The organism is Klebsiella sp. LTGPAF-6F (assembly GCF_001753185.1).
Classification (GTDB): Bacteria; Pseudomonadota; Gammaproteobacteria; order Enterobacterales; family Enterobacteriaceae; genus Klebsiella; species Klebsiella michiganensis.
Genome location: NZ_CP017450.1, coordinates 2,624,986 through 2,649,603, shown reverse-complemented (window position 1 = coordinate 2,649,603; position 24,618 = coordinate 2,624,986). Strand labels below are relative to the sequence as shown.

21 protein-coding genes and 2 pseudogenes are annotated in these 24,618 nt (G+C 56.7%); 13 read left to right on the top strand and 10 right to left on the bottom strand.

All coding sequences use genetic code 11. The features are described from left to right. Nucleotides 1–3 precede the first annotated feature (3 nt). Nucleotides 4–1,308, top strand: coding sequence for a rhodanese-like domain-containing protein (locus BJF97_RS12445; RefSeq protein ID WP_032692773.1), 1,305 nt, complete (start codon nt 4–6; stop codon nt 1,306–1,308). Nucleotides 1,309–1,442: 134 nt separating this feature from the next. Here BJF97_RS12445 and BJF97_RS12440 read toward each other — a convergent pair whose 3' ends face one another. Beyond that, complete coding sequence (locus BJF97_RS12440; protein ID WP_032692753.1) at nt 1,443–2,060, bottom strand: CDP-alcohol phosphatidyltransferase family protein; 618 nt, start codon at nt 2,058–2,060, stop codon at nt 1,443–1,445. An 86-nt stretch (nt 2,061–2,146) separates the two neighbouring features. Here BJF97_RS12440 and BJF97_RS12435 point away from each other — a divergent pair, with 86 nt between their 5' ends. Further along, complete coding sequence (locus tag BJF97_RS12435) at nt 2,147–2,557, top strand: pyrimidine (deoxy)nucleoside triphosphate diphosphatase (protein ID WP_032692774.1); 411 nt, start codon at nt 2,147–2,149, stop codon at nt 2,555–2,557. A gap of 182 nt (nt 2,558–2,739) precedes the next feature. Continuing rightward, on the top strand, nt 2,740–4,083 hold the full coding sequence (gene gdhA / locus BJF97_RS12430; RefSeq protein WP_014838187.1) for an NADP-specific glutamate dehydrogenase: 1,344 nt from the start codon (nt 2,740–2,742) through the stop codon (nt 4,081–4,083). A 95-nt stretch (nt 4,084–4,178) separates the two neighbouring features. Here gdhA and BJF97_RS12425 read toward each other — a convergent pair. Together BJF97_RS12425 and selD are read right to left on the bottom strand one after the other, a co-directional pair. Beyond that, nucleotides 4,179–6,111 (bottom strand): annotated as a pseudogene (locus tag BJF97_RS12425) (DNA topoisomerase III); the annotation flags it as partial. 4 nt (nt 6,112–6,115) lie between these two features. Next, on the bottom strand, nt 6,116–7,159 hold the full coding sequence (gene selD / locus BJF97_RS12420; protein WP_014228965.1) for a selenide, water dikinase SelD: 1,044 nt from the start codon (nt 7,157–7,159) through the stop codon (nt 6,116–6,118). A gap of 227 nt (nt 7,160–7,386) precedes the next feature. Here selD and phoC point away from each other — a divergent pair, with 227 nt between their 5' ends. Beyond that, entirely contained in the window at nt 7,387–8,133 is a 747-nt protein-coding gene (gene phoC, locus BJF97_RS12415; RefSeq protein WP_032692754.1) for an acid phosphatase PhoC, read from the top strand. Between the two features lie 220 nt (nt 8,134–8,353). Here phoC and BJF97_RS12410 read toward each other — a convergent pair whose 3' ends face one another. Continuing rightward, nucleotides 8,354–8,905, bottom strand: coding sequence for an NAD(P)H nitroreductase (locus BJF97_RS12410; RefSeq protein WP_014228963.1), 552 nt, complete (start codon nt 8,903–8,905; stop codon nt 8,354–8,356). A gap of 166 nt (nt 8,906–9,071) precedes the next feature. Between BJF97_RS12410 and sppA the strand changes: the two genes are divergently transcribed. The 3 genes from sppA to pncA all read left to right on the top strand — a co-directional run bounded on the left by sppA (nt 9,072) and on the right by pncA (nt 12,688). After that, on the top strand, nt 9,072–10,925 hold the full coding sequence (gene sppA / locus BJF97_RS12405) for a signal peptide peptidase SppA (protein ID WP_014228962.1): 1,854 nt from the start codon (nt 9,072–9,074) through the stop codon (nt 10,923–10,925). Between the two features lie 94 nt (nt 10,926–11,019). Continuing rightward, nucleotides 11,020–12,036: an asparaginase gene (gene ansA / locus BJF97_RS12400; protein WP_004850037.1), complete on the top strand. Its 1,017-nt coding sequence runs from the start codon at nt 11,020–11,022 to the stop codon at nt 12,034–12,036. Nucleotides 12,037–12,046: 10 nt separating this feature from the next. Next, nucleotides 12,047–12,688: a bifunctional nicotinamidase/pyrazinamidase gene (gene pncA, locus BJF97_RS12395; protein ID WP_032692755.1), complete on the top strand. Its 642-nt coding sequence runs from the start codon at nt 12,047–12,049 to the stop codon at nt 12,686–12,688. 37 nt (nt 12,689–12,725) lie between these two features. Here the strand turns inward: pncA and BJF97_RS35095 are convergent. Next, nucleotides 12,726–12,803: pseudogene (locus BJF97_RS35095) on the bottom strand (hypothetical protein); the annotation flags it as partial. Nucleotides 12,804–13,054: 251 nt separating this feature from the next. Between BJF97_RS35095 and BJF97_RS12390 the strand changes: the two are divergent. Together BJF97_RS12390 and yajD are read left to right on the top strand one after the other, a co-directional pair. Then, complete coding sequence (locus BJF97_RS12390; RefSeq protein ID WP_032692756.1) at nt 13,055–14,308, top strand: glycoside hydrolase family 18 protein; 1,254 nt, start codon at nt 13,055–13,057, stop codon at nt 14,306–14,308. A 100-nt stretch (nt 14,309–14,408) separates the two neighbouring features. Further along, nucleotides 14,409–14,753, top strand: a complete 345-nt coding sequence (gene yajD, locus BJF97_RS12385; protein WP_004138290.1) for an HNH nuclease YajD — start codon at nt 14,409–14,411, stop codon at nt 14,751–14,753. A 60-nt stretch (nt 14,754–14,813) separates the two neighbouring features. Here yajD and BJF97_RS12380 read toward each other — a convergent pair whose 3' ends face one another. Together BJF97_RS12380 and msrB are read right to left on the bottom strand one after the other, a co-directional pair. Continuing rightward, entirely contained in the window at nt 14,814–15,089 is a 276-nt protein-coding gene (locus tag BJF97_RS12380; protein ID WP_004850031.1) for a YeaC family protein, read from the bottom strand. A gap of 42 nt (nt 15,090–15,131) precedes the next feature. Then, nucleotides 15,132–15,545 (bottom strand): peptide-methionine (R)-S-oxide reductase MsrB, encoded by a 414-nt coding sequence (msrB, locus tag BJF97_RS12375; RefSeq protein ID WP_004121465.1) that lies wholly within the window; start codon nt 15,543–15,545, stop codon nt 15,132–15,134. Between the two features lie 338 nt (nt 15,546–15,883). On the opposite strand from msrB, the gene gapA reads away from it, so the two are divergent. After that, nucleotides 15,884–16,879, top strand: a complete 996-nt coding sequence (gene gapA / locus BJF97_RS12370; protein ID WP_004138295.1) for a glyceraldehyde-3-phosphate dehydrogenase — start codon at nt 15,884–15,886, stop codon at nt 16,877–16,879. A 74-nt stretch (nt 16,880–16,953) separates the two neighbouring features. Beyond that, nucleotides 16,954–17,838, top strand: a complete 885-nt coding sequence (locus tag BJF97_RS12365) for a D-hexose-6-phosphate mutarotase (protein ID WP_014838178.1) — start codon at nt 16,954–16,956, stop codon at nt 17,836–17,838. A gap of 98 nt (nt 17,839–17,936) precedes the next feature. Here the strand turns inward: BJF97_RS12365 and BJF97_RS12360 are convergent, their stop codons facing one another. Continuing rightward, nucleotides 17,937–18,791 (bottom strand): aldo/keto reductase, encoded by an 855-nt coding sequence (locus BJF97_RS12360; protein ID WP_014228950.1) that lies wholly within the window; start codon nt 18,789–18,791, stop codon nt 17,937–17,939. Between the two features lie 92 nt (nt 18,792–18,883). Further along, on the bottom strand, nt 18,884–19,630 hold the full coding sequence (locus tag BJF97_RS12355; protein WP_004850021.1) for a MipA/OmpV family protein: 747 nt from the start codon (nt 19,628–19,630) through the stop codon (nt 18,884–18,886). A gap of 427 nt (nt 19,631–20,057) precedes the next feature. Between BJF97_RS12355 and yeaG the strand changes: the two genes are divergently transcribed. Beyond that, on the top strand, nt 20,058–21,992 hold the full coding sequence (yeaG, locus tag BJF97_RS12350; protein ID WP_004121478.1) for a protein kinase YeaG: 1,935 nt from the start codon (nt 20,058–20,060) through the stop codon (nt 21,990–21,992). Between the two features lie 131 nt (nt 21,993–22,123). Then, nucleotides 22,124–23,407 (top strand): YeaH/YhbH family protein, encoded by a 1,284-nt coding sequence (locus tag BJF97_RS12345; protein ID WP_032692757.1) that lies wholly within the window; start codon nt 22,124–22,126, stop codon nt 23,405–23,407. A 48-nt stretch (nt 23,408–23,455) separates the two neighbouring features. Here the strand turns inward: BJF97_RS12345 and BJF97_RS12340 are convergent, their stop codons facing one another. Then, a complete protein-coding gene (locus BJF97_RS12340; RefSeq protein WP_014228948.1) occupies nt 23,456–24,613 on the bottom strand; it encodes a glycosyltransferase family 9 protein in 1,158 nt (385 codons plus the stop codon). Nucleotides 24,614–24,618 lie beyond the last annotated feature (5 nt).

The following is a 24,618-nucleotide window of genomic DNA, read 5'->3' as shown; positions in this document are numbered from 1 at the left end:
TCGATGAAACGTGTTTCTCAATTGACCGCACTCGCCCTGCTGATGGGGCTTGCTGCTTCCACCTCCGCCGCTGACACCATGCCAACGCTAACGCTTTCCACGCTGCAACAGCGCAACGGCGTCGCTATTGACACGCGCCTTAGCGCTTTCTATAACGGTTGGCCGCAAGGCGCCAACGGCCCTCAGGGCCATGAACCGCAGGCGCTCAACCTCGCCGCCAGCTGGCTTGGCTCGCTGAACGATGAACAGCTGAGCGCCTGGGCTAAGCTGCACAATCTGCAGGCCTCTACGCCGATTGCGCTGTACGGCAACGCCGACGACAACGCGAAAGTCGCGGCGCGCCTTAAGGCGGCAGGTTTCACTCACCTCAGCTCGCTCGGCGACGCCCTGAGCCAGGCGGACCGCCTGCAGAAGCTGCCGCATTTTGAACAGCTGGTGTATCCGCAGTGGCTGCACGACCTCCAGCAGGGTAAACCGGTCACCGCCGCGCCTGCCGGGCACTGGAAGGTGTTCGAGGCCGCCTGGGGCGCGCCGAAGTTTTATCTGCTGAGCCATATTCCGGGCGCCGGGTATATCGATACCAACGAGGTGGAGAGCGAGCCGCTATGGAACAAAGTCTCCGACGCGCAGCTTAAAGCGATGCTGGCAAAACACGGTATTCGCCATGACACCGCGGTGATTTTGTACGGTCGCGACGTGTATGCCGCCGCCCGCGTGGCGCAGATCATGCTCTACGCCGGGGTTAAGGATGTACGCCTGCTCGACGGCGGCTGGAAAACCTGGTCCGACGCCGGGCTGCCGGTCGAGCGCGGAACGCCGCCGAAGCAGAAGCCCGAGCCGGAGTTCGGCGCGCCGATCCCGGGTCAGCCGCAGCTGATGCTCAATACCGAGCAGGCTCGCGCCCTGCTGCACCGTCAGGACGCCTCGCTGGTAAGCATTCGTTCCTGGCCGGAGTTTATCGGCACCACCAGCGGCTACAGCTATATCAAGCCGATGGGGGAGATTGCCGGGGCCCGCTGGGGCCATGCCGGAAGCGACTCCACCCATATGGAGGATTTCCATAATCCGGACGGCACCATGCGTAGCGCAGATGATATCGCCGCGATGTGGAAATCATGGAATATTCTGCCGAACCAGCAGGTCTCTTTTTACTGCGGTACCGGCTGGCGCGCCTCAGAAACCTTTATGTACGCCCGGGCGATGGGCTGGAACAACGTCTCGGTCTACGACGGCGGCTGGTACGAGTGGAGCAGCAACCCGAAAAACCCGGTCTCGCGCGGGGAACGCGGCCCGGAAAGCAGTATGTAATTCGCCTGTTGGCCATATGCACCGCCGGGAAGCATCCTTCCCGGCGCATTTCCCGAAGACGGCGCTGGCGCACCGGACCGCTGACGACTGTGGCCCCGTAGCCCGGCTAAGCGCAACCGGGAAAAACCCGCCCATCAATCTCTTACCTGCTTCAGGGTCAGGTATCCGCTCCACACCCGCGTAAAGGTCGTCAGCCAGCACAGTGCGCCAAACATCCACGCCAGCCACGCAAACCACGCCGGAAACAGGCAGCTTAGCACAAACAGCGCGATAGTTTCCGTCCCTTCCGTCAGCCCGCCGAGATAATAAAACGATTTGTGGGCGTAGCCCGGATTATCGATTTGTTGCTTAGCCGCCAGCGCGGCAAAGGCGAGAAAGCTGCTGCCGGTACCGATAAACGCGAACAGCAGCCAGCCGCCCGCCAGCGCGTTGTGCGCCGGATCGGCAAGAATAAAGCCAAACGGCACCAGGGCGTAAAACAGGAAATCGAGCGAAATATCGAGAAAACCGCCCGCATCGGTTAATCCGCGTCGCCGGGCCAGCGCGCCGTCCAGGCCATCCAGCAGTCGGTTGAGCACGATCGCCGCCAGCGCCGCCGGATACCAGCCCAGGGCTAAAAACGGCAGCGCCAGCACGCCAATCGCAAAGCCAAAGAGCGTCAGGCCATCGGGAGAGATAGCCGGACGATCCAGCAGGGCGGCGGCGGCGTTGAGGACAGGTTTCAGGCGGGGATGCAAATGACGGTCAAGCACAAAGTCTCTCCAGCGAATTCAGGGTTGTTTGACGGGGACAAGGACGGTGATAATAGGCCATTATCCCGTACAGAACGATGATTCACATGCTAAAAACCCTTGATGTTGTTGCCGCCATTATCGAACGCAACGGGCAAATTCTGCTGGCGCAGCGGCCGCCCCACGCGGATCAGCCGGGAATGTGGGAGCTGGCCGGCGGTAAAGTCGAACCCGGCGAAACCCAGGCCCAGGCGCTGGCGCGCGAGCTCCGGGAGGAGCTCGCGATCGACGCCCGGCCGGAATGCTACATCGCCAGCCACCAGCGCGAAGTGTCCGCTCGCCTGATACATCTTCACGCCTGGTGGGTTCCGCATTTTAACGGCGAACCCATCGCCCGCTACCACAGTCAGCTGCGCTGGTGTTCACCGCAGGAGGCGTTAACCTTCCCTCTTGCGCCAGCCGATATTCCCCTGCTCGAAGCCTTTATCGCCCAGCGCGCCGCTCTCCATTCCCGCTAATTTTATCGAGTGGTTGTCATCGTTTTTGATTATGACCACCGCCTGATTATAAATTTTGCTTTCTGAACAATTTTTCCTTGCTTAACTAACGATTTCCGATGGTATAGTCGGAAAATCGGCTTTTTCAAGGGCCGAATCATAATAAATAGACGCAACCACAACCATAAGGGGAACTTATATCTATGGATCAGACGTGCACTCTGGAAGGTTTTCTCGCCCGCGTTCAACAGCGCGATCCAAATCAAACTGAATTTGCTCAGGCGGTCCGCGAGGTGATGACCACCCTGTGGCCATTCCTTGAGGAAAATCCGCGCTATCGTCAGATGAATTTGCTGGAACGTCTGGTTGAACCGGAGCGTGCTATCCAGTTCCGCGTCGTTTGGGTTGATGACCGCAATCAGGTTCAGGTTAACCGCGCCTGGCGCGTGCAGTTCAACTCCGCCATCGGCCCGTATAAGGGCGGTATGCGTTTCCATCCCTCTGTAAACCTGTCGATTCTGAAATTCCTCGGCTTTGAACAAACCTTCAAAAACGCTCTCACCACCCTGCCTATGGGCGGCGGTAAAGGCGGCAGCGACTTCGATCCTAAAGGAAAAAGCGATGGCGAAGTGATGCGTTTCTGCCAGTCGCTGATGACTGAGCTGTATCGCCACCTCGGTCCGGATACCGACGTGCCGGCCGGTGATATCGGCGTGGGCGGTCGTGAAGTGGGCTTTATGGCCGGAATGATGCGTAAGCTCTCCAACAACAGCGCCTGCGTCTTCACCGGTAAAGGCCTCTCCTTCGGCGGCAGCCTGATTCGTCCGGAAGCCACCGGTTACGGACTGATTTACTTCACCGAAGCGATGCTTAAGCGCCACGGTTTGGGCTTTGAAGGGGCTCGCGTCGCGGTGTCCGGGTCGGGCAACGTGGCGCAGTACGCGATTGAGAAAGCCATGGAGCTCGGCGCCCGGGTGATTACGGCTTCCGACTCCAACGGTACCGTGGTTGACGAGTCTGGCTTTACCAAAGAAAAACTGGCGCGCCTGATCGACATTAAAGAGCGCAGCCACGGCCGCGTGGCGGATTACGCGCGCGAGTTCGGCCTGACCTACCTTGAAGGCAAGCAGCCGTGGTCCGTGCCGGTGGATATCGCTCTGCCGTGCGCCACGCAGAACGAGCTGGACGTCGACGCTGCCCGCCAGCTCATTGCCAACGGCGTGAAGGCCGTCGCGGAAGGCGCCAACATGCCAACCACTATCGCGGCGACCGATCTGTTCCTCGAAGCGGGCGTGCTATTCGCGCCGGGTAAAGCGGCCAACGCCGGCGGCGTCGCCACTTCAGGTCTGGAAATGGCGCAGAACGCCGCGCGTATGGGCTGGAAAGCGGAGAAAGTGGATGCCCGTTTGCACCATATCATGCTGGATATCCACCACGCCTGCGTTGAGTACGGCGGTGAAGCGAAGCAGACCAACTACGTACGCGGCGCGAATATCGCCGGTTTCGTGAAGGTCGCCGACGCAATGCTGGCGCAGGGTGTTATTTAAGTCCACTCGCTGAATGAACCCCTGTATATGGGTTCGGAACATAATTGAAAAACCCCGGTTTCCCGGGGTTTTTTATTGCGGACTTTCCGCCGCAGGGCCGGCGGCGCTTTTTTTATCTTTCGCTTTGGCTCTGCCTTTCCCCTTGCTAAAGCTCTTCTTGCCGTCGCCCGGGGCCACAATTCCGCGGAAGCGGCGTACCGGCGTGCTCCTGGCCTGGTCGATAAGCTGGAACAGGGTACCGACCAGCGGCTGCATAAAGTCCTGATAGCGGCACTGTTTCTCGCTGATTTGCGTCAGAATCGATTCCCAGTGGGCGGTCATATCCGGGCGCGTCGCCATTTCAGGCAAAGAGTGGAACAGCGCCTTCCCGGCGTCGGTGGAGTGGATATAGCGCCCTTTCTTGGTTAAGAAGCCGCGTTTGAACAACAGTTCGATAATCCCGGCGCGGGTTGCCTCCGTACCGAGGCCATCCGTTGCGCGCAGGATTTTCTTCAGGTCTTTATCCTGCACAAAGCGGGCAATACCGGTCATCGCCGATAGCAGCGTCGCATCGGTAAAATGACGCGGCGGCTGGGTCTGACGCTCCACCACTTCGCCTTTTTCGCACAGCAGCTCGTCATCCTTTGCCACCACCGGCAGCGGCATGCCGTCGTTCTCTTCATCGCGCTCTTTATTGCCCAGCAGGGTTCGCCAGCCCGCTTCCGCCAGAAAACGCGCTTTGGCAACGAACTTGCCGTTGGCGATATCGAGATCGATCTGGCATTTGCGGAACACCGCATCCGGGCAGAACTGCATCAGATACTGGCGGGCAATCAGGCCGTAAACCTTTTCTTCGTTGTCGCTGAGTTTTACCTGCGAACTGCGGGCGGTCGGAATAATCGCGTGGTGGGCATCGACCTTTTTATCGTCCCAGCAGCGGTTACGGATCTCCGGATCCACCACCGGCTGCGGCAGCAGATCCGCCGCGTGCACGCCGATCGCGTTCAGCACCGCATGGCGCCCGGCAAAATGCTCCTCCGGCAGATAGCGGCTATCCGAACGCGGATAGGTAATCAGCTTATGGGTTTCGTACAGCTTCTGGCAGATATCCAGCACGTTCTGCGCGCTAAAGCCGAAGCGCTTCGCGGCTTCAATCTGCAGCGCCGAGAGGGAGAATGGCAGCGGCGCTGGCTCAGAGTCCCGCTTATCGTTATAAGCGGTGACCGTCGCCGGCTGCCCCTCAATGCGCTTGACGACGTGCTCGGCAAGCGAGCGATGCAGCAGTCGCCCCTCTTCATCCTGGTACGGTTCACAGGCCTCGCTGGGCACCCAGGTGGCGACAAAACGCTCATCCTTGGGGGTAACGATATGCGCCTTGACGTCGAAGAAGTCTTTAGCGACGAAGTTTTCAATCTCTTCATCGCGGCGTACCACCAGGCCAAGCACCGGCGTTTGCACGCGCCCGACCGAGAGTACCCCCTGGTAACCCGCGTTACGGCCAAGGATGGTGTACGCGCGGGTCATATTGATCCCGTATAGCCAGTCGGCGCGGGCGCGGGCCAGCGCGGAGACGCACAGCGGAACAAATTCGCTGTTGGCGCGCAGGCGGTTAATCGCCCGCTCCACCGCCTGCGGGTTAAGATCGTTAATCAGACAGCGCTGCACCTGCTGACGCTTTTCCGGCGCCAGCTGCAGGTAGTCAAGTACCTCATCCACCAGCAGCTGCCCCTCTCTGTCCGGGTCACCCGCATGAATGACTTCCTGCGCATCGCCGAGCAGACGCTTAATCACGTTAAGCTGTTTGGTCACCGACGGTTTAGGCTGCAGCTGCCACTTTTCCGGCACGATAGGCAAGTCGAGCAGGTTCCAGCGCGCATAGCGCGCATCGTAGACGTCGGGCTGGGCCTGCTCCAGCAGGTGGCCGATGCACCACGTGACCACCTGCCCGTTACCGCACTCAATGTAGCCGTCGCCTTTGCGATGCGGTTTTGGCAGCACATCGGCGATGGCGCGACCGAGACTCGGTTTTTCTGCAATAAACAGCCGCATGAAATCAACGGATCTCGATCATGGGGCGTCCGCCGCGGGCGGTAACCAGCTCGCCGATAGCGGTAAGCGTGATACCAAACTCAGCGGCGGCAGCCTGCACCTCAGCCTCGGCTTCCGGCGTTACCGCCAGCAGCAGACCGCCGGAGGTTTGCGGATCGCACAGCAGATCGCGCCACGCTGGCGGCATGTCGCCCATCAAATGGCCGTAGCTGGCAAAGTTACGCCCGGTACCGCCCGGCACCGCACCCGCCGCGATGTAGGCTTCGACGCCGGGCAATTTCGGGATATCCGCATAGGTAAGCTGCGCCTGTACGCCCGCGCCGCGGCACACTTCGCTCAGGTGGCCCAGAAGCCCGAAGCCGGTGACGTCGGTCATCGCTTTCACGCCGTCAATGTTGGCGAACGCCGAGCCGACGAGGTTCATCTGGCACATGGTTTCCGTCGCCAGCCCCTGGTGCTCAGGCTTCAGCAGCGACTTTTTCTCCGCGGTGGTCAGCACGCCAATACCCAGCGGTTTAGTGAGATACAGCTTGCAGCCGGCCTGCGCGGTGCTGTTTTTCTTCACCCGCTCGGTCGGGACGACGCCGGTCACGGCAAGCCCGAAGATGGGTTCCGGAGCGTCAATGGAGTGGCCGCCGGCAAGCGCGATCCCCGCCTGCTGGCAGGCAAAGCGCCCGCCCTCAACCACCTGACGGGCAATTTCCGGCGCCAGGGTATTGATGGGCCAGCCGAGAATAGCGATCGCCATAATCGGCTTACCGCCCATGGCGAAAATATCGCTGATGGCGTTGGTCGCCGCAATGCGCCCAAAGTCGAACGGGTTGTCGACGATCGGCATAAAAAAATCGGTAGTACTGACGATCGACGTGCCGTTACCGAGATCGTAGACCGCGGCATCATCGCTGGTTTCGTTGCCCACCAGCAGATTTGGGTCAATAAACTTGGCCTGGTCGCTTTGCAGGATAGTTTCCAGCACCTTAGGGGAAATTTTACACCCGCAACCGGCTCCGTGGCTGTATTGCGTTAAACGAATGGCTTGCTCGCTCATGGACATCTCCTGTCATTGCAATCCCGATATGGTAGCGCCCAAATGGCGGAGTGGTAAGTGCGACAGTCCGAAATCGCGTATGGTTGCTCATTAAGCAGACAAAAAACCGATTTTGCGATGCGGTCCCGCTTTTTCAACGTGATTTTACCCTTTACTAAAAAATGACAGAAATATGACAAGCATAAATTCTGTTTTCTCTGGACATATAACAACGTAAGGAAGTTTTCATGAAAAAGCGTATTCTCGCCGTTTGCCTGGCCAGTCTCTTCTCCCTTAACGCTTTCGCCCTGGTTCCCGCCGGTAACGACGTCACCACAAAACCCGATCTCTACTACCTGACCAACGCCCAGGCCATCGACAGCCTGACGCTGCTGCCGCCGCCGCCGGAAGTGGGCAGTATCGCGTTTTTAAACGATCAGGCAATGTATGAGAAAGGCCGTCTGCTGCGCGGCACCGAGCGCGGTAAGCTGGCGGTTGAAGACGCCAACCTGAGCGGCGGCGGCGTCGCCAACGCCTTCTCCGGCGCCTTCGGCTCGCCCATTACCGCCAAAGATGCGCCGGAGCTGCACAAGCTGCTCACCAACATGATTGAAGATGCCGGCGACCTGGCGACGCGAGGAGCGAAGGAGAAGTACATGCGCATTCGCCCATTTGCGTTTTATGGCGTCGCCACCTGTAACACCAAGGAACAGGATACGCTGTCGAAAAACGGCTCCTACCCCTCCGGCCACACCTCTATCGGCTGGGCCACCGCGCTGGTACTGGCTGAGATTAATCCCCAGCGGCAAAATGAAATCCTTAAGCGCGGCTTTGAGCTCGGCGAGAGCCGGGTGATCTGCGGCTATCACTGGCAGAGCGACGTAGACGCGGCGCGTATCGTCGGTTCGGCGGTCGTCGCCACGCTGCATACCAATCCGGCCTTCCAGCAGCAGCTTCAGAAAGCGAAAGACGAATTCGCGAAGCGACAGAAGTAACATCGTCGCCGTTGAATGCCCGGAGGTGGCGTCTGAAACGCCTTGTCTGGGCGAAGGGTTCCAGGCCGTCCGCGGTTTGGTAGCCCGGACAGGTGCCTCCGGGAAAAGTGTCAAGTCTGATAGACTGGCACTGCTTCCACCCGGCTCGCACTGCCCTTAGCCGGGCTACTCCCCCGGAGGAGCCGGTGAGCCGGGCCCGCCCGGCATAACGAGAACGGACTCAGAAGCGCGTCACGAACGGTGCGGTATCCGGCAAAGCGATGGTGGTTGACGCTTTGAGCTGCGGGGTCCCCAGATAGAGAAAGCCCACGATCTTATCCTGCTCGCGGCAGGCAAACCCTTCGCGTACAACCGGGCTTTCGGTTAACGCGCCGCTGCGCCAGATGCCGTTAAACCCCTGCGCCACGGCCGCCATCTGCATGGCCATCACCGCACAGCCCGCCGACATCTCTTGCTCCCACTTTGGCACCTTCGGATGATCTTCACAGCGCGCCACCACCGCAATGATCAGCGGCGCGCGAAACGGCGCGCTGCGCGCTTTTTCAATCGCTTTTTCATCTCCCCCTGCCGCCACCGCGCCTTTTTCCAGCAGCTGGCTGAAGCGCTCGCGCCCTTCATCGACAATAATGAAGAAGCGCCACGGCTGCAGCGTCCCGTGGTCCGGCGCGCGCAGGCCAGCGCGAAGGATGTTTTCCAGCTGTTCGCCCGCCGGAGCCGGGTCGGTCAGACGTGAAGCGCTGCGGCGATTAACCAGTAGTTCGAGAGCATCCATCTGTATAACTCCTGTGATGTGATTTTTCATAAAATTAACATGCGCAAGGATTTTGTTACAGCCCAACGGGTGATTCCTGCTGACAACCGACGGCACTCTCATTAGGATAGCCAGACGCGGCAGCCCCTGCGGCTCGCCCATTTTTGATTATGGTTAGGGAGAATACATGCGAACTCTTTGGCGACTGCTCGCCGGATTTTTTAAATGGACATGGCGCGTGCTAAATTTCATTCGCCAGCTCGCACTGAACGTGGTTTTCCTGGTGCTGGTGCTGGCCTGCGTCGGCATCTGGGCCCAGTTCAGTAGTACAACGACAGAGCACGCTACCCGCGGCGCGCTGCTGCTGGATATCACCGGCGTGGTGGTCGATAAACCCTCGGCCAGCAGCAAGCTTGGCGTGATTGGCCGCCAGCTGTTTGGCGCCAGTTCCGATCGCCTGCAGGAAAACTCGCTGTTCGACATTGTGCAGACAATTCGCCAGGCGAAAGACGACCGCAATATCACCGGTATCGTGCTGGATCTGAAGGACTTTGCCGGCGGCGATCAGCCGTCGATGCAGTATATCGGTAAAGCGCTGCGCGAATTCCGCGATAGCGGCAAGCCGGTATATGCCATCGGCAGCAGCTACAGCCAGGGCCAGTACTATCTGGCCAGCTTCGCCAATAAGATCTGGCTCTCGCCGCAGGGCGAAGTGGACCTGCACGGCTTCGCGACCAACGGCCTGTACTACAAATCGCTGCTCGACAAGCTCAAAGTGTCGACCCACGTTTTCCGCGTCGGCACCTATAAGTCAGCGGTAGAGCCGTTTATCCGCGATGATATGTCCCCGGCGGCGCGCGAGGCGGACAGCCGCTGGATTGGCGAGCTGTGGCAAAACTACCTCAATACCATTGCCGCCAACCGCCAGATCACCGCTCAGCAGCTGTTCCCCGGCGCTCAGGGCGTGATTGACGGCCTGCGTAAAGTCGATGGCGACACGGCAAAATACGCGCTGGATAACAAGCTGGTTGATGCGCTGGGCACCTCTACCGAGGTGGAAAAAGCGCTGACTAAACAGTTTGGCTGGAGTAAAGAGGACAACAACTACAGCGCGATCAGCTACTACGATTACACGCTGAAAACGCCTGCCGACCAGGGTTCCGCAATAGCGGTTATCTTTGCTAACGGCGCGATTATGGATGGCGAAGAAACGCCGGGTAACGTCGGCGGCGACACCACCGCCGCGCAGATCCGCGACGCGCGCCTCGATCCGAAAGTGAAAGCGATCGTGCTGCGGGTTAACAGCCCGGGCGGCAGCGTCAGCGCCTCCGAGATGATTCGCGAAGAGCTGGCGGCGGCAAAAGCGGCCGGTAAACCGGTGGTGGTCTCAATGGGCGGCATGGCAGCCTCCGGCGGCTACTGGATCTCCACCCCGGCGGATTATATCGTCGCCAACCCCAGCACCCTTACCGGCTCTATCGGTATCTTTGGGGTGATCAATACCGTCGAAGATACCCTCGGCTCAATTGGCGTCCATACCGACGGCGTGGCCACCTCGCCGCTGGCTGATGTCTCAACCACCAAAGCGCTGCCTCCGGAAGTGCAACAGCTGATGCAGCTCAGCATCGAAAACGGCTACAAGCGTTTTATCACCCTGGTGGCGAACGCGCGTAAGAGCACGCCGGAGAAAATTGACCAAATCGCTCAGGGCCACGTCTGGACCGGTGAAGATGCAAAAGCGAACGGCCTGGTCGATAGCCTTGGCGACTTTGACGACGCGGTGGCAAAAGCCGCCGAACTGGCGAAGCTGAAACAGTGGCATATCAACTACTATCAGGAAGAACCGACCTTCTTTTCGATGGTGGTGGATAGCCTGACGGGTTCCGTTCGCGCGGCGCTGCCGGCAGCGGTCCAGGCGTATCTGCCCGCACCGGTCGCCGCGGCGGCCAATGCGGTGAAAACCGAGAGCGATAAGCTGGCGGCATTCAACGATCCGCAGAACCGCTACGCGTTCTGCTTAACCTGCGCCAATATTCGTTAATCCTCTGCCGCCCCATCCCGTGGGGCGGCATTTACTTTATTTTTTCTTCCGCCCCTCTATACTGCGCCTGTCTACGTTTAACCTAAGCGATGCTATGCAGAAGAAATCTATTTACGTTGCCTATACCGGCGGCACCATTGGTATGCAGCGTTCTGAACACGGCTATATCCCCGTTTCCGGCCATTTACAGCGCCAGCTGGCGTTGATGCCCGAGTTTCACCGCCCGGAGATGCCGGACTTCACCATTCATGAATACGCCCCGTTAATGGACTCTTCCGATATGACGCCGGAAGACTGGCAGCATATCGCCGACGATATTCGCGACCATTATGACCAGTACGATGGTTTCGTGATCCTCCACGGCACGGACACCATGGCGTTTACCGCCTCGGCGCTCTCCTTCATGCTGGAGAATCTGGGAAAACCGGTCATTGTGACAGGGTCACAAATCCCGCTTGCCGAACTGCGCTCTGATGGCCAGATTAACCTGCTCAACGCGCTGTACGTCGCCGCCAACTATCCGATTAACGAAGTGTCGCTGTTCTTCAATAATCGCCTCTACCGCGGCAACCGCACGACGAAGGCCCATGCCGACGGCTTTAACGCCTTCGCCTCGCCCAACCTGGCGCCGCTGCTGGAAGCCGGCATCCATATTCGCCGGCTCGGCACGCCTCCCGCGCCGCACGGCAGCGGCGAGCTGGTGGTTCACCCTATCACGCCGCAGCCGATTGGCGTGGTGACGATTTATCCCGGCATTTCCGCCGACGTGGTGCGCAACTTCCTGCGCCAGCCGGTCAAAGCGCTGATCCTGCGCTCCTATGGCGTCGGTAACGCGCCGCAGAACGGCGAGTTTATTCAGGTCCTGGCCGAAGCCAGCCAGCGCGGTATCGTGGTGATTAATTTGACCCAGTGTATGTCCGGCAAGGTCAACATGGGCGGCTACGCCACCGGCAACGCGCTGGCGCAGGCTGGCGTGATTAGCGGATTTGATATGACCGTCGAGGCCACGCTGACCAAGCTACACTATTTGCTGAGCCAGGATCTGGACGTGGCGGCCATCCGTCACGCCATGCAGGAGAATCTGCGCGGCGAACTGACACCCGATGAGTAAGGAGAAGCACATGACCCAGCGCGCGCTGCTACTGGTCGATTTACAAAATGATTTCTGCGCCGGCGGCGCGCTAGCCGTCCCGCAGGGCGACAGCACGGTGGACGTCGCCAACCAGCTTATCGCCTGGAGCCTGGCGCGGGGCGAAACGGTAGTTGCCAGCCAGGACTGGCACCCGGCGAACCACGGCAGCTTTGCCAGTCAGCATCAGGTCGAACCCTATGCCCAGGGCGAGCTTGATGGCCTGGCGCAGACGTTCTGGCCGGATCACTGCGTGCAGAATAGCGAAGGCGCGGCGCTGCATCCGCTGCTCAAACAGCAGGATATTGCCGCCGTGTTCCACAAAGGGGAAAATCCGGCCATTGACAGCTACAGCGCCTTTTTCGACAACGGCCACCGGCAGAAAACGCAGCTCGATGCATGGCTGCGCGAGCGCGGCATTAGCGAGCTAACGGTGCTGGGGCTCGCCACCGACTACTGCGTCAAGTTTACCGTGCTTGACGCCCTCAATCTGGGCTACACCGTCAACGTGATTACCGACGGCTGCCGCGGGGTGAATATTCAGCCGCAGGATAGCAATCTGGCGTTTATGGAGATGGCCGCCGCGGGCGCAACTCTCTATACCCTTGACGACTGGCTGGAAACCCACGCATGAAATACGCCGACAGGCATTGTCCTGTCGGCGCGTTATCTCAGGCCAGAGCGGAAATCTCTTCCAGCGACGCGTTGCGCGTTTCGATGCCAAAACAAAACAGAATCAGCGCGCAAAGCGCCGCATCACGCCTGGATGATAAAGCCCCTAATCGGGTCATTGTTAGTCTCATTTTGCGTCATGGTCTGCATCCTGGCGTTTACTCCGAAGTGAACCTCATCGCACCACCGCTTCGCTAATACAGCCGTGAACCGCTTCGCATTTTTGCGCAGCGGAAGATGCTAGGCTGCACGAGCTGTTTTTTTCGCCACGCCATTTCCGTGGCGTGTTTGCTTTTCAATGTCACTTTTAAGTCAAAGAGGATCCGCTATGAAACTTTTGCCTTTACTGGCAGCTTTACCCCTGCTCTGCGCGAGCGTTGTTTCCGCTAACTCGCTGATGTCCGTCGGCTACTTTAACGGCGGCGGCGACGTCACTGCCGGTCCCGGCGGCGATATTGATAAACTGGACGTACGCCAGATTACCCATCTCAACTACTCGTTTGGTCTGATTTACAACGATGAAAAAGACGAAACCAACGCCGCCCTGAAAGATCCAGGCAAGCTGCATCAAATTTGGCTGTCGCCGAAAGTGCAGGCTGATTTACAGAAAATCCCCAGCTTGCGCCAGCAGAACCCGAACCTGAAAGTCTTGCTTTCCGTCGGCGGCTGGGGAGCGCGCGGATTCTCCGGCGCGGCGGCGACGAAGGAAACCCGGGCGGTGTTTATTCAGTCCGCTCAGGCGATTATTGAAAAATACGGTCTCGATGGGATCGATCTGGACTGGGAGTATCCGGTCAACGGCGCGTGGGGGCTGGTCGCCAGCCAACCGGCCGATCGCGATAATTTTACCGCCCTGCTGAAAGAGCTGCGCGCGGCGGTAGGTAATAAAAAACTGGTGACCATCGCCGTAGGCGCCAACGCGGAGAGCCCAAAAAGCTGGGTGGACGTCAAAGCCATTGCGCCATCGCTCGACTACATCAACCTGATGACCTACGACCTGGCCTACGGTACCCAGTACTTCAATTCCAACCTGTATGATTCAACCCGCTGGCCGACGGTCGCCGAAGCGGATAAGTACAGCGCGGACTTTATAGTGAACAACTACCTTGCCGCCGGTCTAAAGGCGAGCCAGATGAACCTGGGGATTGGTTTCTATGGCCGGATACCCAAACGCGCCGTCGAGCCGGGTATTGACTGGAGCAAGCCGGACGCGCAGAAAAACCCGGCCACCCGCCCCTACTTTGCGGCTCAACAGATTGAACTGTTCGAATCGCTGGGCGTCGATCTGACCAAAGATACCTATGTGAAATATAACGATATCGTGGCGAAGTTAATCAACGATCCGCAGAAGCGCTTTACTCAGCATTGGGATGATGAAGCGAAGGTACCGTGGCTGTCGGTGCAGTCCGCCGACGGTCAAGCCCTCTTTGCGCTTTCGTATGAGAACCCGCGCTCGGTGGCCATCAAGGCTGACTACATCAAGAGCAAGGGGCTGGGTGGCGCGATGTTCTGGGAGTACGGCGCCGATGACCAGAATCAGTTAGCGAAACAGCTGGCCGAGTCATTGGGGATCAAACGCTGATCTGCGCGGTGTCAGCGCCAGCACAATAGGTTATGATAACACCATTCCGCTGCACCGGCTCCGGCGCAGCTTTTCATTTGCAACAAAAGGCATGGGTATTATGGCTTATATCCCGAAAAACTACGCCCGTCTGGAAGTCGGTTACCGCGAAAAAGCGCTGAAGCTCTTCCCCTGGGTCTGCGGACGCTGCTCGCGAGAGTTTGTCTATTCAAACCTGCGTGAACTGACGGTACACCATATTGACCACGACCACTCCAATAACCCGGAAGATGGTAGCAACTGGGAGATGCTGTGCCTGTACTGTCACGATCATGAGCACTCAAAATACACCGAAGCCGATCTGTATGGCTCGACGGTGGTTGCTGGCGAAGATGCGCAGAAAAGCGTCGGCGAAGCGAAATATAACCCCTTCGCCGATCTTAAAGCGATGATGAACAAGAAGTAACGTTGTGATGCTTCAGAGCCCGGCGCGGAGTTAGCCGGGCTGACGCAGGCCTTTTCAGTCTCAGGATTTAAAGGTCGCGATAGGCTGCGGCGTAATGCCGAAGTCAACTTTCAGCTGCTGTTTACTCTTCATCACCATCTGCCCGTTGGTATCGATGGTCATATGCTGCGCGTCAACGTTGTATCGCGCCTGCCAGAGCATCACCAGCTGCAGACAGTTCTCTTTCTGTTCGTCAGTCAACGCCACGCCGTCCGGCCATTTACCCAGCTCAACCGCCGTCGCCAGGCGCTGATAAACTTCCGGCGTCATACCGTCAATAATCCGCTCAATTTCCATCTTCCGCCAACCCCGTTTGGAATAATTTGCTGAATCGTTTTTTCAACCCTTAATTTGCTCACCGTTTTCATCATTGGTGAAGCTTAATGAGGCCGAATTAACACAAAAACGCTCTCCGGTAGGCTGTGGACCATCCGGGAATACGTGCCCAAGGTGAGCATCGCAGTTTCCGCAGCGAATTTCCGTGCGCTGCATACCGTGGGAGTAATCATTAAGGTAGCGGATAGCGTCATCGCTGACGGGCTCATAAAAGCTTGGCCAGCCGCAGCCGGAATCATACTTGGTTTGCGAGTGAAACAGCGCGGCATCGCACACCAGGCAGTGGTAGACGCCATCGCGTTTGTTGTGGAGCAACCGCCCGGTGAACGGCGGTTCAGTACCGTGATTCTGCGTCACGTAAAACTGCATCTCGCTCAAATTTTTTTTGAGCTCGTCCGAAGAGGGTTTATTCGACATTGGCTTGCTTCTCGCTGTGAAAGGACAACTTTTCACGTCAATTCTAACAAAATATTAACAATGAAGCGTGCACTTTTGTTCTAAACTTAGGCGACGCCAAAAGGCAGCCACACAATTGTGATGAATATCACATTTTTATCTTCAGTGACCTTTAAAATTCCGGGCGCAGCCCCCATATGGAATTGGGCTCAAAGGGAAAGTGGGATAAATCGACCGCGCAAAGGCATGCTCTGGATTGATTTGTCGCAATGATTGACACGATTCCGCTTGACGCTGCGTAAGGTTTTTGTAATTTTACAGGCAACCTTTTATTCACTAACAAATAGCTGGTGGAATATATGACTATCAAAGTAGGTATCAACGGTTTTGGCCGTATCGGTCGCATTGTTTTCCGTGCTGCTCAGGAACGTTCTGACATCGAGATCGTTGCAATCAACGACCTGTTAGACGCTGACTACATGGCTTACATGCTGAAGTATGACTCCACTCACGGCCGTTTCAACGGTACCGTTGAAGTGAAAGACGGTCATCTGATCGTTAACGGTAAAAAAATCCGTGTTACCGCTGAGCGTGACCCGGCTAACCTGAAGTGGGACGAAGTGGGTGTTGACGTTGTTGCTGAAGCAACCGGTATCTTCCTGACCGACGAAACCGCTCGTAAACACATCACCGCTGGCGCGAAAAAAGTCGTACTGACTGGCCCGTCCAAAGACAACACTCCGATGTTTGTTAAAGGCGCTAACTTTGACAAATACGAAGGCCAGGACATCGTTTCCAACGCATCCTGCACCACCAACTGCCTGGCTCCGCTGGCAAAAGTTATCAACGACAACTTCGGCATCATCGAAGGTCTGATGACTACCGTTCACGCAACCACCGCGACTCAGAAAACCGTTGATGGCCCGTCTCACAAAGACTGGCGCGGCGGCCGCGGCGCAGCTCAGAACATCATCCCGTCCTCTACCGGCGCTGCTAAAGCTGTAGGTAAAGTTCTGCCAGAACTGAATGGCAAACTGACCGGTATGGCGTTCCGCGTTCCGACTCCGAACGTATCCGTTGTTGACCTGACCGTTCGTCTGGAAAAAGCTGCTTCTTATGAAGAAATTAAGAAAGCAATCAAAGCTGCTTCCGAAGGCGCAATGAAAGGCGTTCTGGGCTACACCGAAGACGACGTGGTATCCACCGATTTCAACGGTGAAATCTGCACTTCCGTATTCGACGCCAAAGCGGGTATCGCTCTGAACGACAACTTTGTGAAACTGGTTTCCTGGTACGATAACGAAACTGGTTACTCCAACAAGGTTCTGGACCTGATTGCTCACATCTCCAAATAAGTTGGGATGAGACAGTAATCTGTAAGAGCGACTTCGGTCGCTCTTTTTTTTGTCTGAAGATAAAGGATTGCGTAATGATTAATAAAATTTTTGCCCTCCCGGTTATCGAACAGCTTACCCCTGTACTTTCCCGCCGCCAGCTTGATGACCTGGAGCTGATCGTCGTTGACCATCCGCAGGTGAAAGCGTCCGTGGCTTTCCAGGGCGCTCACCTGCTCTCCTGGAAGCCCGCTGGCGAAGAAGAAGTCCTGTGGCTCAGCGGCAACACCCCATTTAAAAACGGCGTTGCCCTGCGCGGCGGCGTGCCGATTTGCTGGCCGTGGTTTGGTCCTTCTGCTCAGCAGGGTCTGCCCTCCCACGGCTTCGCCCGCAACCTGCCGTGGGCCCTGAAAGGGCACGATGAAGACGACAACGGCGTGGTGCTGACCTTTGCACTGAAAAGCAGCGACGCCACCCGCCAGTACTGGCCGCACGAGTTCACCCTGCTGGCGCGCTTTAAGCTGGGCAAAACCTGCGAAATTGAGCTGGAGGCGCACGGCGAATTTGAAACCACGTCTGCCCTGCATACCTATTTCAACGTCGGCGACATTGCGGCAGTGAAGGTCAGCGGTCTGGGCGACCGTTATATTGATAAAGTGAAAAATGCGGAAGAAGGCGTATTAAGCAACGGCACAGAGACTTTTCCCGACCGTACCGACCGCGTCTATCTGAATGCCGAAACCTGCAGCGTGATTCATGACGATGCGCTGAACCGCAACATCGACGTTACGCATCATCATAACAGCAACGTTGTGGCCTGGAACCCGGGCCCGGCGCTTTCCGTCAGCATGGGCGACATGCCGGATGATGGTTACAAGACCTTCGTTTGTGTAGAAACCTGCTGCGTGACCGAAACGCAGAAGGCCAGCGAAGAGAAACCTTCGCGCCTGACGCAAACCCTCCGCGTGGTGAAACGCTAACGCCAGGAAGCTTGGCCCACGGGTTAACCGCGTGTGCGCCATATCTGCCGGATGACGGCTGAAGCCCCGCGAAGTCGGGGCTTTTCTTAAACGCTTGTTCAGACCATATCCAGTGGCGTTTTTCTGGCCGGCGCCGGGTAGGCGTTATCCAGAAGCGCAAGCTCCTCATCGTTCAGCACAATATCCAGCACCGCGGCATTTTGCCTGACATGCTCAATGCTTGACGCTTTCGGGATCGCTATTACGCCCCGGTGGCTAATCACCCACGCCAGCAGAATCTGCGCCGCGGTTACGCCCCGCTCCTGCGCAATATTTTTCACAACGGTATGATTTAAAAGTCCATTGCGCAGTCGACCGGCCTGAGCCAGCGGACAATATGCCATCACCGGCAGCCGCTGCTGCTGGCACCACGGCAGGAGGTCATATTCAATACCGCGGGAGGCCAGATGGTAGAGCACCTGATTGGTCGCGCACTGTTCGCCGCCGTTCGCCTGCCAGAGTTCCTGCATATCATCGTAATCGAGGTTTGATACGCCCCAGCGACGAATTTTCCCCTGCGCAACGAGCGCGTCCATGCCCGCAACCGTCTCCTGCAATGAATAGTCCCCGCGCCAGTGCAGCAGATAGAGATCCAGATAGTCGGTATTGAGGCGGCGCAGGCTCTCCTCGCAGGCGCTGGCTATTTTGCGACCGCCAGCGTTCCACGGATAGACTTTAGACACCAGCACCACGCGCTCGCGCTGCCCGCGAATGGCCTCGCCGACAACCTCTTCGGCGCCGCCGTCGGCGTACATTTCCGCCGTATCGATCACCGTCAGGCCAAGATCGATGCCCGCGCGTAGTGCAGCAGACTCCTGCGCGCGCAGAGCCGGGTTTTCGCCCATGAACCAGGTCCCCTGCCCTATGAGCGGAACCGCTGAATGCTCGCCAAAACGGATTGTCCTTTCTGCCATGACATGCTCCTGTGTTTGATTGCACCACCGTAATGCAAAACAGGGCTTTACGCCCTGTTTTGATGCACAAATTGCACTGTAATAACGCACTATCAGAAGGAGTAAGTGATCCCGGTTGAAATCAGCCCGCTCCAGGATTTGTCCACCATCGGGCTATCGGTAATTTCGTCAGACAGGCGGGTATAGCGCGCCACGCCGTATACGCTCCAGTCGCCGAGGAAACGATAGTTAGCCGACAGCTCAAGGTACGGGTTCCAGCTGCTGTCCGGATCGTAGCTGCGCATGCCGCTGCGATTCGACTCATGCTTCGAAACACCGTAGTAGTACTCGTTCTGGTTGTCGCTGTTCCACTCCACGCCAATACCCGGCGTAAGCGTCAGGTTGCCGTTGGTATAGCGATACAGCCAGGCCAGATCCCACACGATACCGTTGCTGTTATCGAGGGTGTCCCCCGACAGCGCGGTGCGCAGGAAACCGTACTGCGTATAGTGTTCGTAGGAAAGCCCTGCCATCACCGTGGACTTACGTTTATCCAGACGGCGCATCTGCTCGCTATCGCTGTCGCCTGGCTTAAAGTACATCGGCGACCAGTAGGCGGTCACGGAGAGCTTATCGTTGGTATCATTCCACAGGTAGAGACCACCGCCCAGGCCGCGGAACCAGAAGTTATCGCTCTCGTAATTAATCACCGGCACCGGGTAAACATCAGCATCATATTGCTTGTACGGATGTTCAACGACGCCTACACCCGCCCCTAAAGTGAACTTCCCTTCAGCGTGTACGGCGGATGCTGAAGTCGCAATCAACACACCAAGTGCCAGAAGTTTGATTTTAGTCACGATCCATATTCCTGTTGTCAAATTATTAGCGCAGGCAGTTTAACGTTGTATACGTCATGCCTCAAATTCTTTACCAGTCATTACACTGAATTCACCAGATTCTCATCATCAGATGACCACCCGCTGACAGCTGAATGACAGCGTCATGACGCGGCGAAACCCGAAGTGGGAATGAGACGCTGCTTTTCCGGATGAGTTGTTGATAAGTCATTGAAATTGATTTTCTGCGCCATGCAAGTTTTCCAAATGCATCTACGCTTTAATTTAGAAGAAGTAAATGCGGGGCACGTTATCCCGAGACTTCGCCAACCTGGCATAAGGGTTGCTGGAGATTCAGAGAGCGCTGTGCAGCTTACCTCTTCCGGGAGCTCCCACTATTCATATGAACGGCTCTCAACCTGTGCTAAAAACGAAAGGACGGCATGCCATGAATATATTCGATCACTATCGCCAGCGCTATGAAGCTGCCAAGGACGAAGAGTTCACACTGCAGGAGTTTCTTACCATCTGTCGGCAAGATCGCAGTGCTTATGCTAACGCAGCAGAAAGATTGCTGATGGCCATCGGTGAGCCGGTCATGGTCGATACGGCCCTCGAACCCAGGCTATCCCGTCTCTTTTCAAACCGGGTCGTCGCGCGCTACCCGGCCTTTGAAGAGTTTTACGGTATGGAAGATGCCATCGAGCAAATTGTTTCTTACTTAAAACACGCCGCTCAGGGGCTGGAAGAGAAGAAACAGATTCTGTATCTGCTGGGCCCCGTGGGCGGCGGTAAATCATCGCTTGCCGAACGCCTGAAGTCCTTGATGCAGCGCGTCCCTATCTATGTGCTCAGCGCAAACGGTGAGCGCAGCCCGGTCAACGACCATCCGCTGTGTCTGTTTAACCCGCAGGAGGATGCGCAAATCCTCGAAAAAGAGTACGGCATTCCAAACCGCTATCTGGGGACGATTATGTCGCCGTGGGCGGCCAAGCGTCTGCATGAATTCGGCGGCGACATCACGAAATTCCGCGTGGTGAAAGTGTGGCCGTCAATCCTGGCGCAGATTGCCATCGCCAAAACCGAGCCCGGTGACGAAAACAACCAGGACATCTCGGCGCTGGTCGGTAAAGTCGATATCCGTAAACTGGAACACTACGCGCAGAATGACCCGGACGCCTACGGCTACTCCGGCGCTCTGTGCCGCGCCAACCAGGGGCTGATGGAGTTCGTCGAGATGTTTAAAGCGCCTATCAAGGTGCTGCATCCGCTGCTGACCGCGACGCAGGAAGGTAACTATAACGGTACCGAAGGGATCTCCGCCCTGCCGTTCAACGGGATTATCCTCGCCCACTCCAACGAATCGGAATGGGTGACCTTCCGTAATAACAAAAACAATGAGGCCTTCCTCGACCGCGTGTATATCGTCAAGGTGCCTTATTGCCTGCGTATCTCGGAAGAGATCCGTATCTATGAAAAACTGCTTAACAACAGCGAGCTGACCCATGCGCCGTGCGCGCCGGGCACGCTGGAAACGCTGTCGCGCTTCTCCATTCTGTCGCGCCTGAAAGAGCCGGAAAACTCGAGCATTTATTCAAAAATGCGCGTCTATGACGGCGAAAGCCTGAAAGACACCGACCCGAAAGCGAAATCCTATCAGGAGTATCGCGATTATGCCGGCGTTGATGAAGGGATGAACGGCCTGTCTACCCGCTTCGCGTTCAAAATCCTGTCGCGGGTATTTAACTTTGACCATGCCGAAGTCGCCGCCAACCCGGTGCATCTGTTCTACGTCCTCGAGCAGCAGATCGAGCGCGAGCAGTTCCCGCAGGAGCAGTCCGAGCGTTACCTTGAGTTCCTCAAAGGCTATCTGATCCCGAAATACGCCGAGTTTATCGGGAAAGAGATCCAGACCGCCTACCTTGAGTCCTACTCGGAGTACGGGCAGAACATTTTTGACCGTTATGTCACCTACGCTGACTTCTGGATTCAGGATCAGGAGTATCGCGACCCGGATACCGGCCAGCTGTTTGACCGCGAGTCGCTGAATGCGGAACTGGAGAAAATCGAGAAGCCCGCCGGGATCAGCAACCCGAAAGACTTCCGTAACGAAATAGTCAACTTCGTGCTGCGCGCCAGAGCGCACAACAGCGGGCGTAATCCAAACTGGACCAGCTACGAGAAACTGCGCACGGTTATCGAGAAGAAAATGTTCTCCAATACCGAAGAGCTGTTGCCGGTGATTTCCTTCAACACCAAAACGTCAACCGATGAGCAGAAAAAACACGATGACTTTGTCGACCGCATGATGGAAAAAGGCTATACCCGCAAGCAGGTTCGCCTGCTGTGCGAATGGTATCTGCGGGTACGTAAATCATCCTGATAGACCAGCCCGGCAGGCAGCGGCTGCCGGGCTAATAATAACTGCGAAGACCCAATGACATTCAGCGCCAGGCATATTTCGGCGCCTGAATGGCCGGGGCATAAGTTGGCAAATGCAGTACAGGAGGGCATATGACCTGGTTCATAGACCGACGCCTGAACGGGAAAAATAAAAGCGCCGTCAACCGGCAGCGCTTTCTGCGCCGCTATAAAGCGCAGATAAAACAGTCGATCTCCGAGGCCATAAACAAGCGCTCGGTAACCGATATTCAGAGCGGAGAGTCCGTCTCCATCCCAACGGACGATATTAACGAACCGATGTTTCATCAGGGGCGCGGCGGCCTGCGCAATCGCGTACACCCGGGTAACGATCACTTCGTACAGAATGACCGCATTGAGCGCCCTCAGGGCGGCGGAGGCGGTGGAGGCAGCGGTCAGGGCCAGGCCAGCGCCGACGGAGAAGGTCAGGATGAGTTTGTTTTTCAGATTTCGAAAGACGAATATCTCGATCTGCTCTTTGAAGATCTCGCCCTGCCGAACCTGAAGAAAAACCAGCAGCGTCAGCTGACGGAATATAAAACCCATCGCGCGGGCTATACCGCTAACGGTGTGCCCGCTAACATCAGCGTCGTTCGCTCGCTGCAAAACTCGCTGGCGCGCCGCACGGCGATGACCGCCGGTAAACGCCGGGAACTGCACGCGCTGGAAGAAGACCTGGACACCATTAGCAAAAGCGAACCGGCGCAGCTGCTGGAAGAGGAGCGGCTGCGTAAAGAGATAGCCGAACTGCGGGCGAAAATTGACCGCGTGCCGTTCATTGACACTTTCGATCTGCGTTACAAGAACTACGAAAAACGGCCAGAACCGTCAAGTCAGGCGGTGATGTTCTGCCTGATGGACGTTTCCGGCTCCATGGACCAGGCGACAAAGGACATGGCAAAACGCTTTTACATCCTGCTGTATCTGTTCCTCAGCCGGACCTATAAAAACGTTGATGTGGTTTATATCCGCCACCATACGCAGGCGAAAGAGGTCGACGAACACGAATTCTTCTATTCGCAGGAAACCGGCGGCACCATTGTCTCCAGCGCCCTGAAGCTGATGGATGAAGTGGTCAAAGAGCGCTATGACCCGGCGCAGTGGAATATCTACGCCGCGCAGGCTTCGGATGGCGATAACTGGGCGGACGATTCACCGCTGTGTAACGAACTGCTGGCGAAGAAAATCCTGCCCGTGGTGCGCTACTATAGTTATATCGAGATAACCCGGCGCGCGCACCAGACGCTGTGGCGGGAATATGAACACCTGCAGTCAACCTTCGAAAACTTTGCTATGCAGCATATTCGCGACCCGGAAGATATTTATCCGGTGTTCCGTGAACTGTTTCACAAGCAAACCTCAAAAGCGGACGGTTAAGCCTTTCCGGACAGCCAGCACAGACGCTGGCTGTTTTTTTACCCCACCTTACCCGGCTCGCGCCTGTTGCAGAGTGACGGGATCAATCTCCGCCATTATCAGGTCGGGCAAGCTCTCCAGCTGGTATACCTTGCCGCATTTAACGATAATCTGCCGCGCGTTGTCGTACCCCGGCGCCCAGAGTCGATTATTCATCCGCACATCTTTGTAGACCGCGATAAGCGGTTTTTTCCACGCCGCCGCCATATGGACCACCGAGGTATCCGGCGAGATAACTAAGTCGGCCTCGGCGATAAGCGCCATGCAGTGGTGCAGCGTTTTGAACGGATTCACGCAGACCTTCTCCGGCAGGGGAATCCGGATTTCATTGCGATGATCGAGCAATATGATATTGACGTCCGGATAATCCTCGCACAGCCTGGCGATAAGCGTTGCCAGCTGCGCCTGCGACATACTGCGGTCCTGATGCCCGGCAAAAATATTAATCACCACGTTACGCCCGTTGAGCGCCGCCAGATAATCACGAACCTGCTGGCTGATATCCTGCGGAATATGCAGATCATAAGATTGCAGAGATTTTTTATCCAGCTGGAGATAATCAGCGATGAAAGAAAAGGTCTTACTGACGTGCCAGTTTTCACAGTCAAAATCAAAAGACTTGCTGTAGTGTTTAATAGAAGGCCACTTATTGAAACCCAGTACCGCTCTGGGCTTTATCTGTCGTAACAGCAGCATCCTGTGTACCGGAATATCAAACAACGACGGGTCGATTACAATATCGTACTTATTATTCGCAAGCTCAGTAATAACTGACTGAGGAACGTTATGGGTAAATTTGTGCAAATAATCCGCCGAGTCGACATTCTCGGCTTCATAGATATGGCGAATGCGAGGATTATACCGCATGACCTGACTATTGGATTTGGTCAACAGAAAGTCAACGGTCATTCCCGCCTCGTGAAGGCATTTAACCAGCGCTGAATCAACAACTACATCGCCGATCGCACCTTCATTACGCATTAACAGCACCGTTTTCGCGGAGGTTAAATCAGCTTCGCGGCGCGCGCGACTATCCCAGAACGCTTTAGCGATATAGACTCGCAAATCATTGCGTATTTTCTTAAAAAAATAATTTCGACGCCTGTTTAGCGCCCTTATTTTTTTAAACTTTCGAGGGGATCCCTGCACCGCTGCGTTTTCCATCATCATAA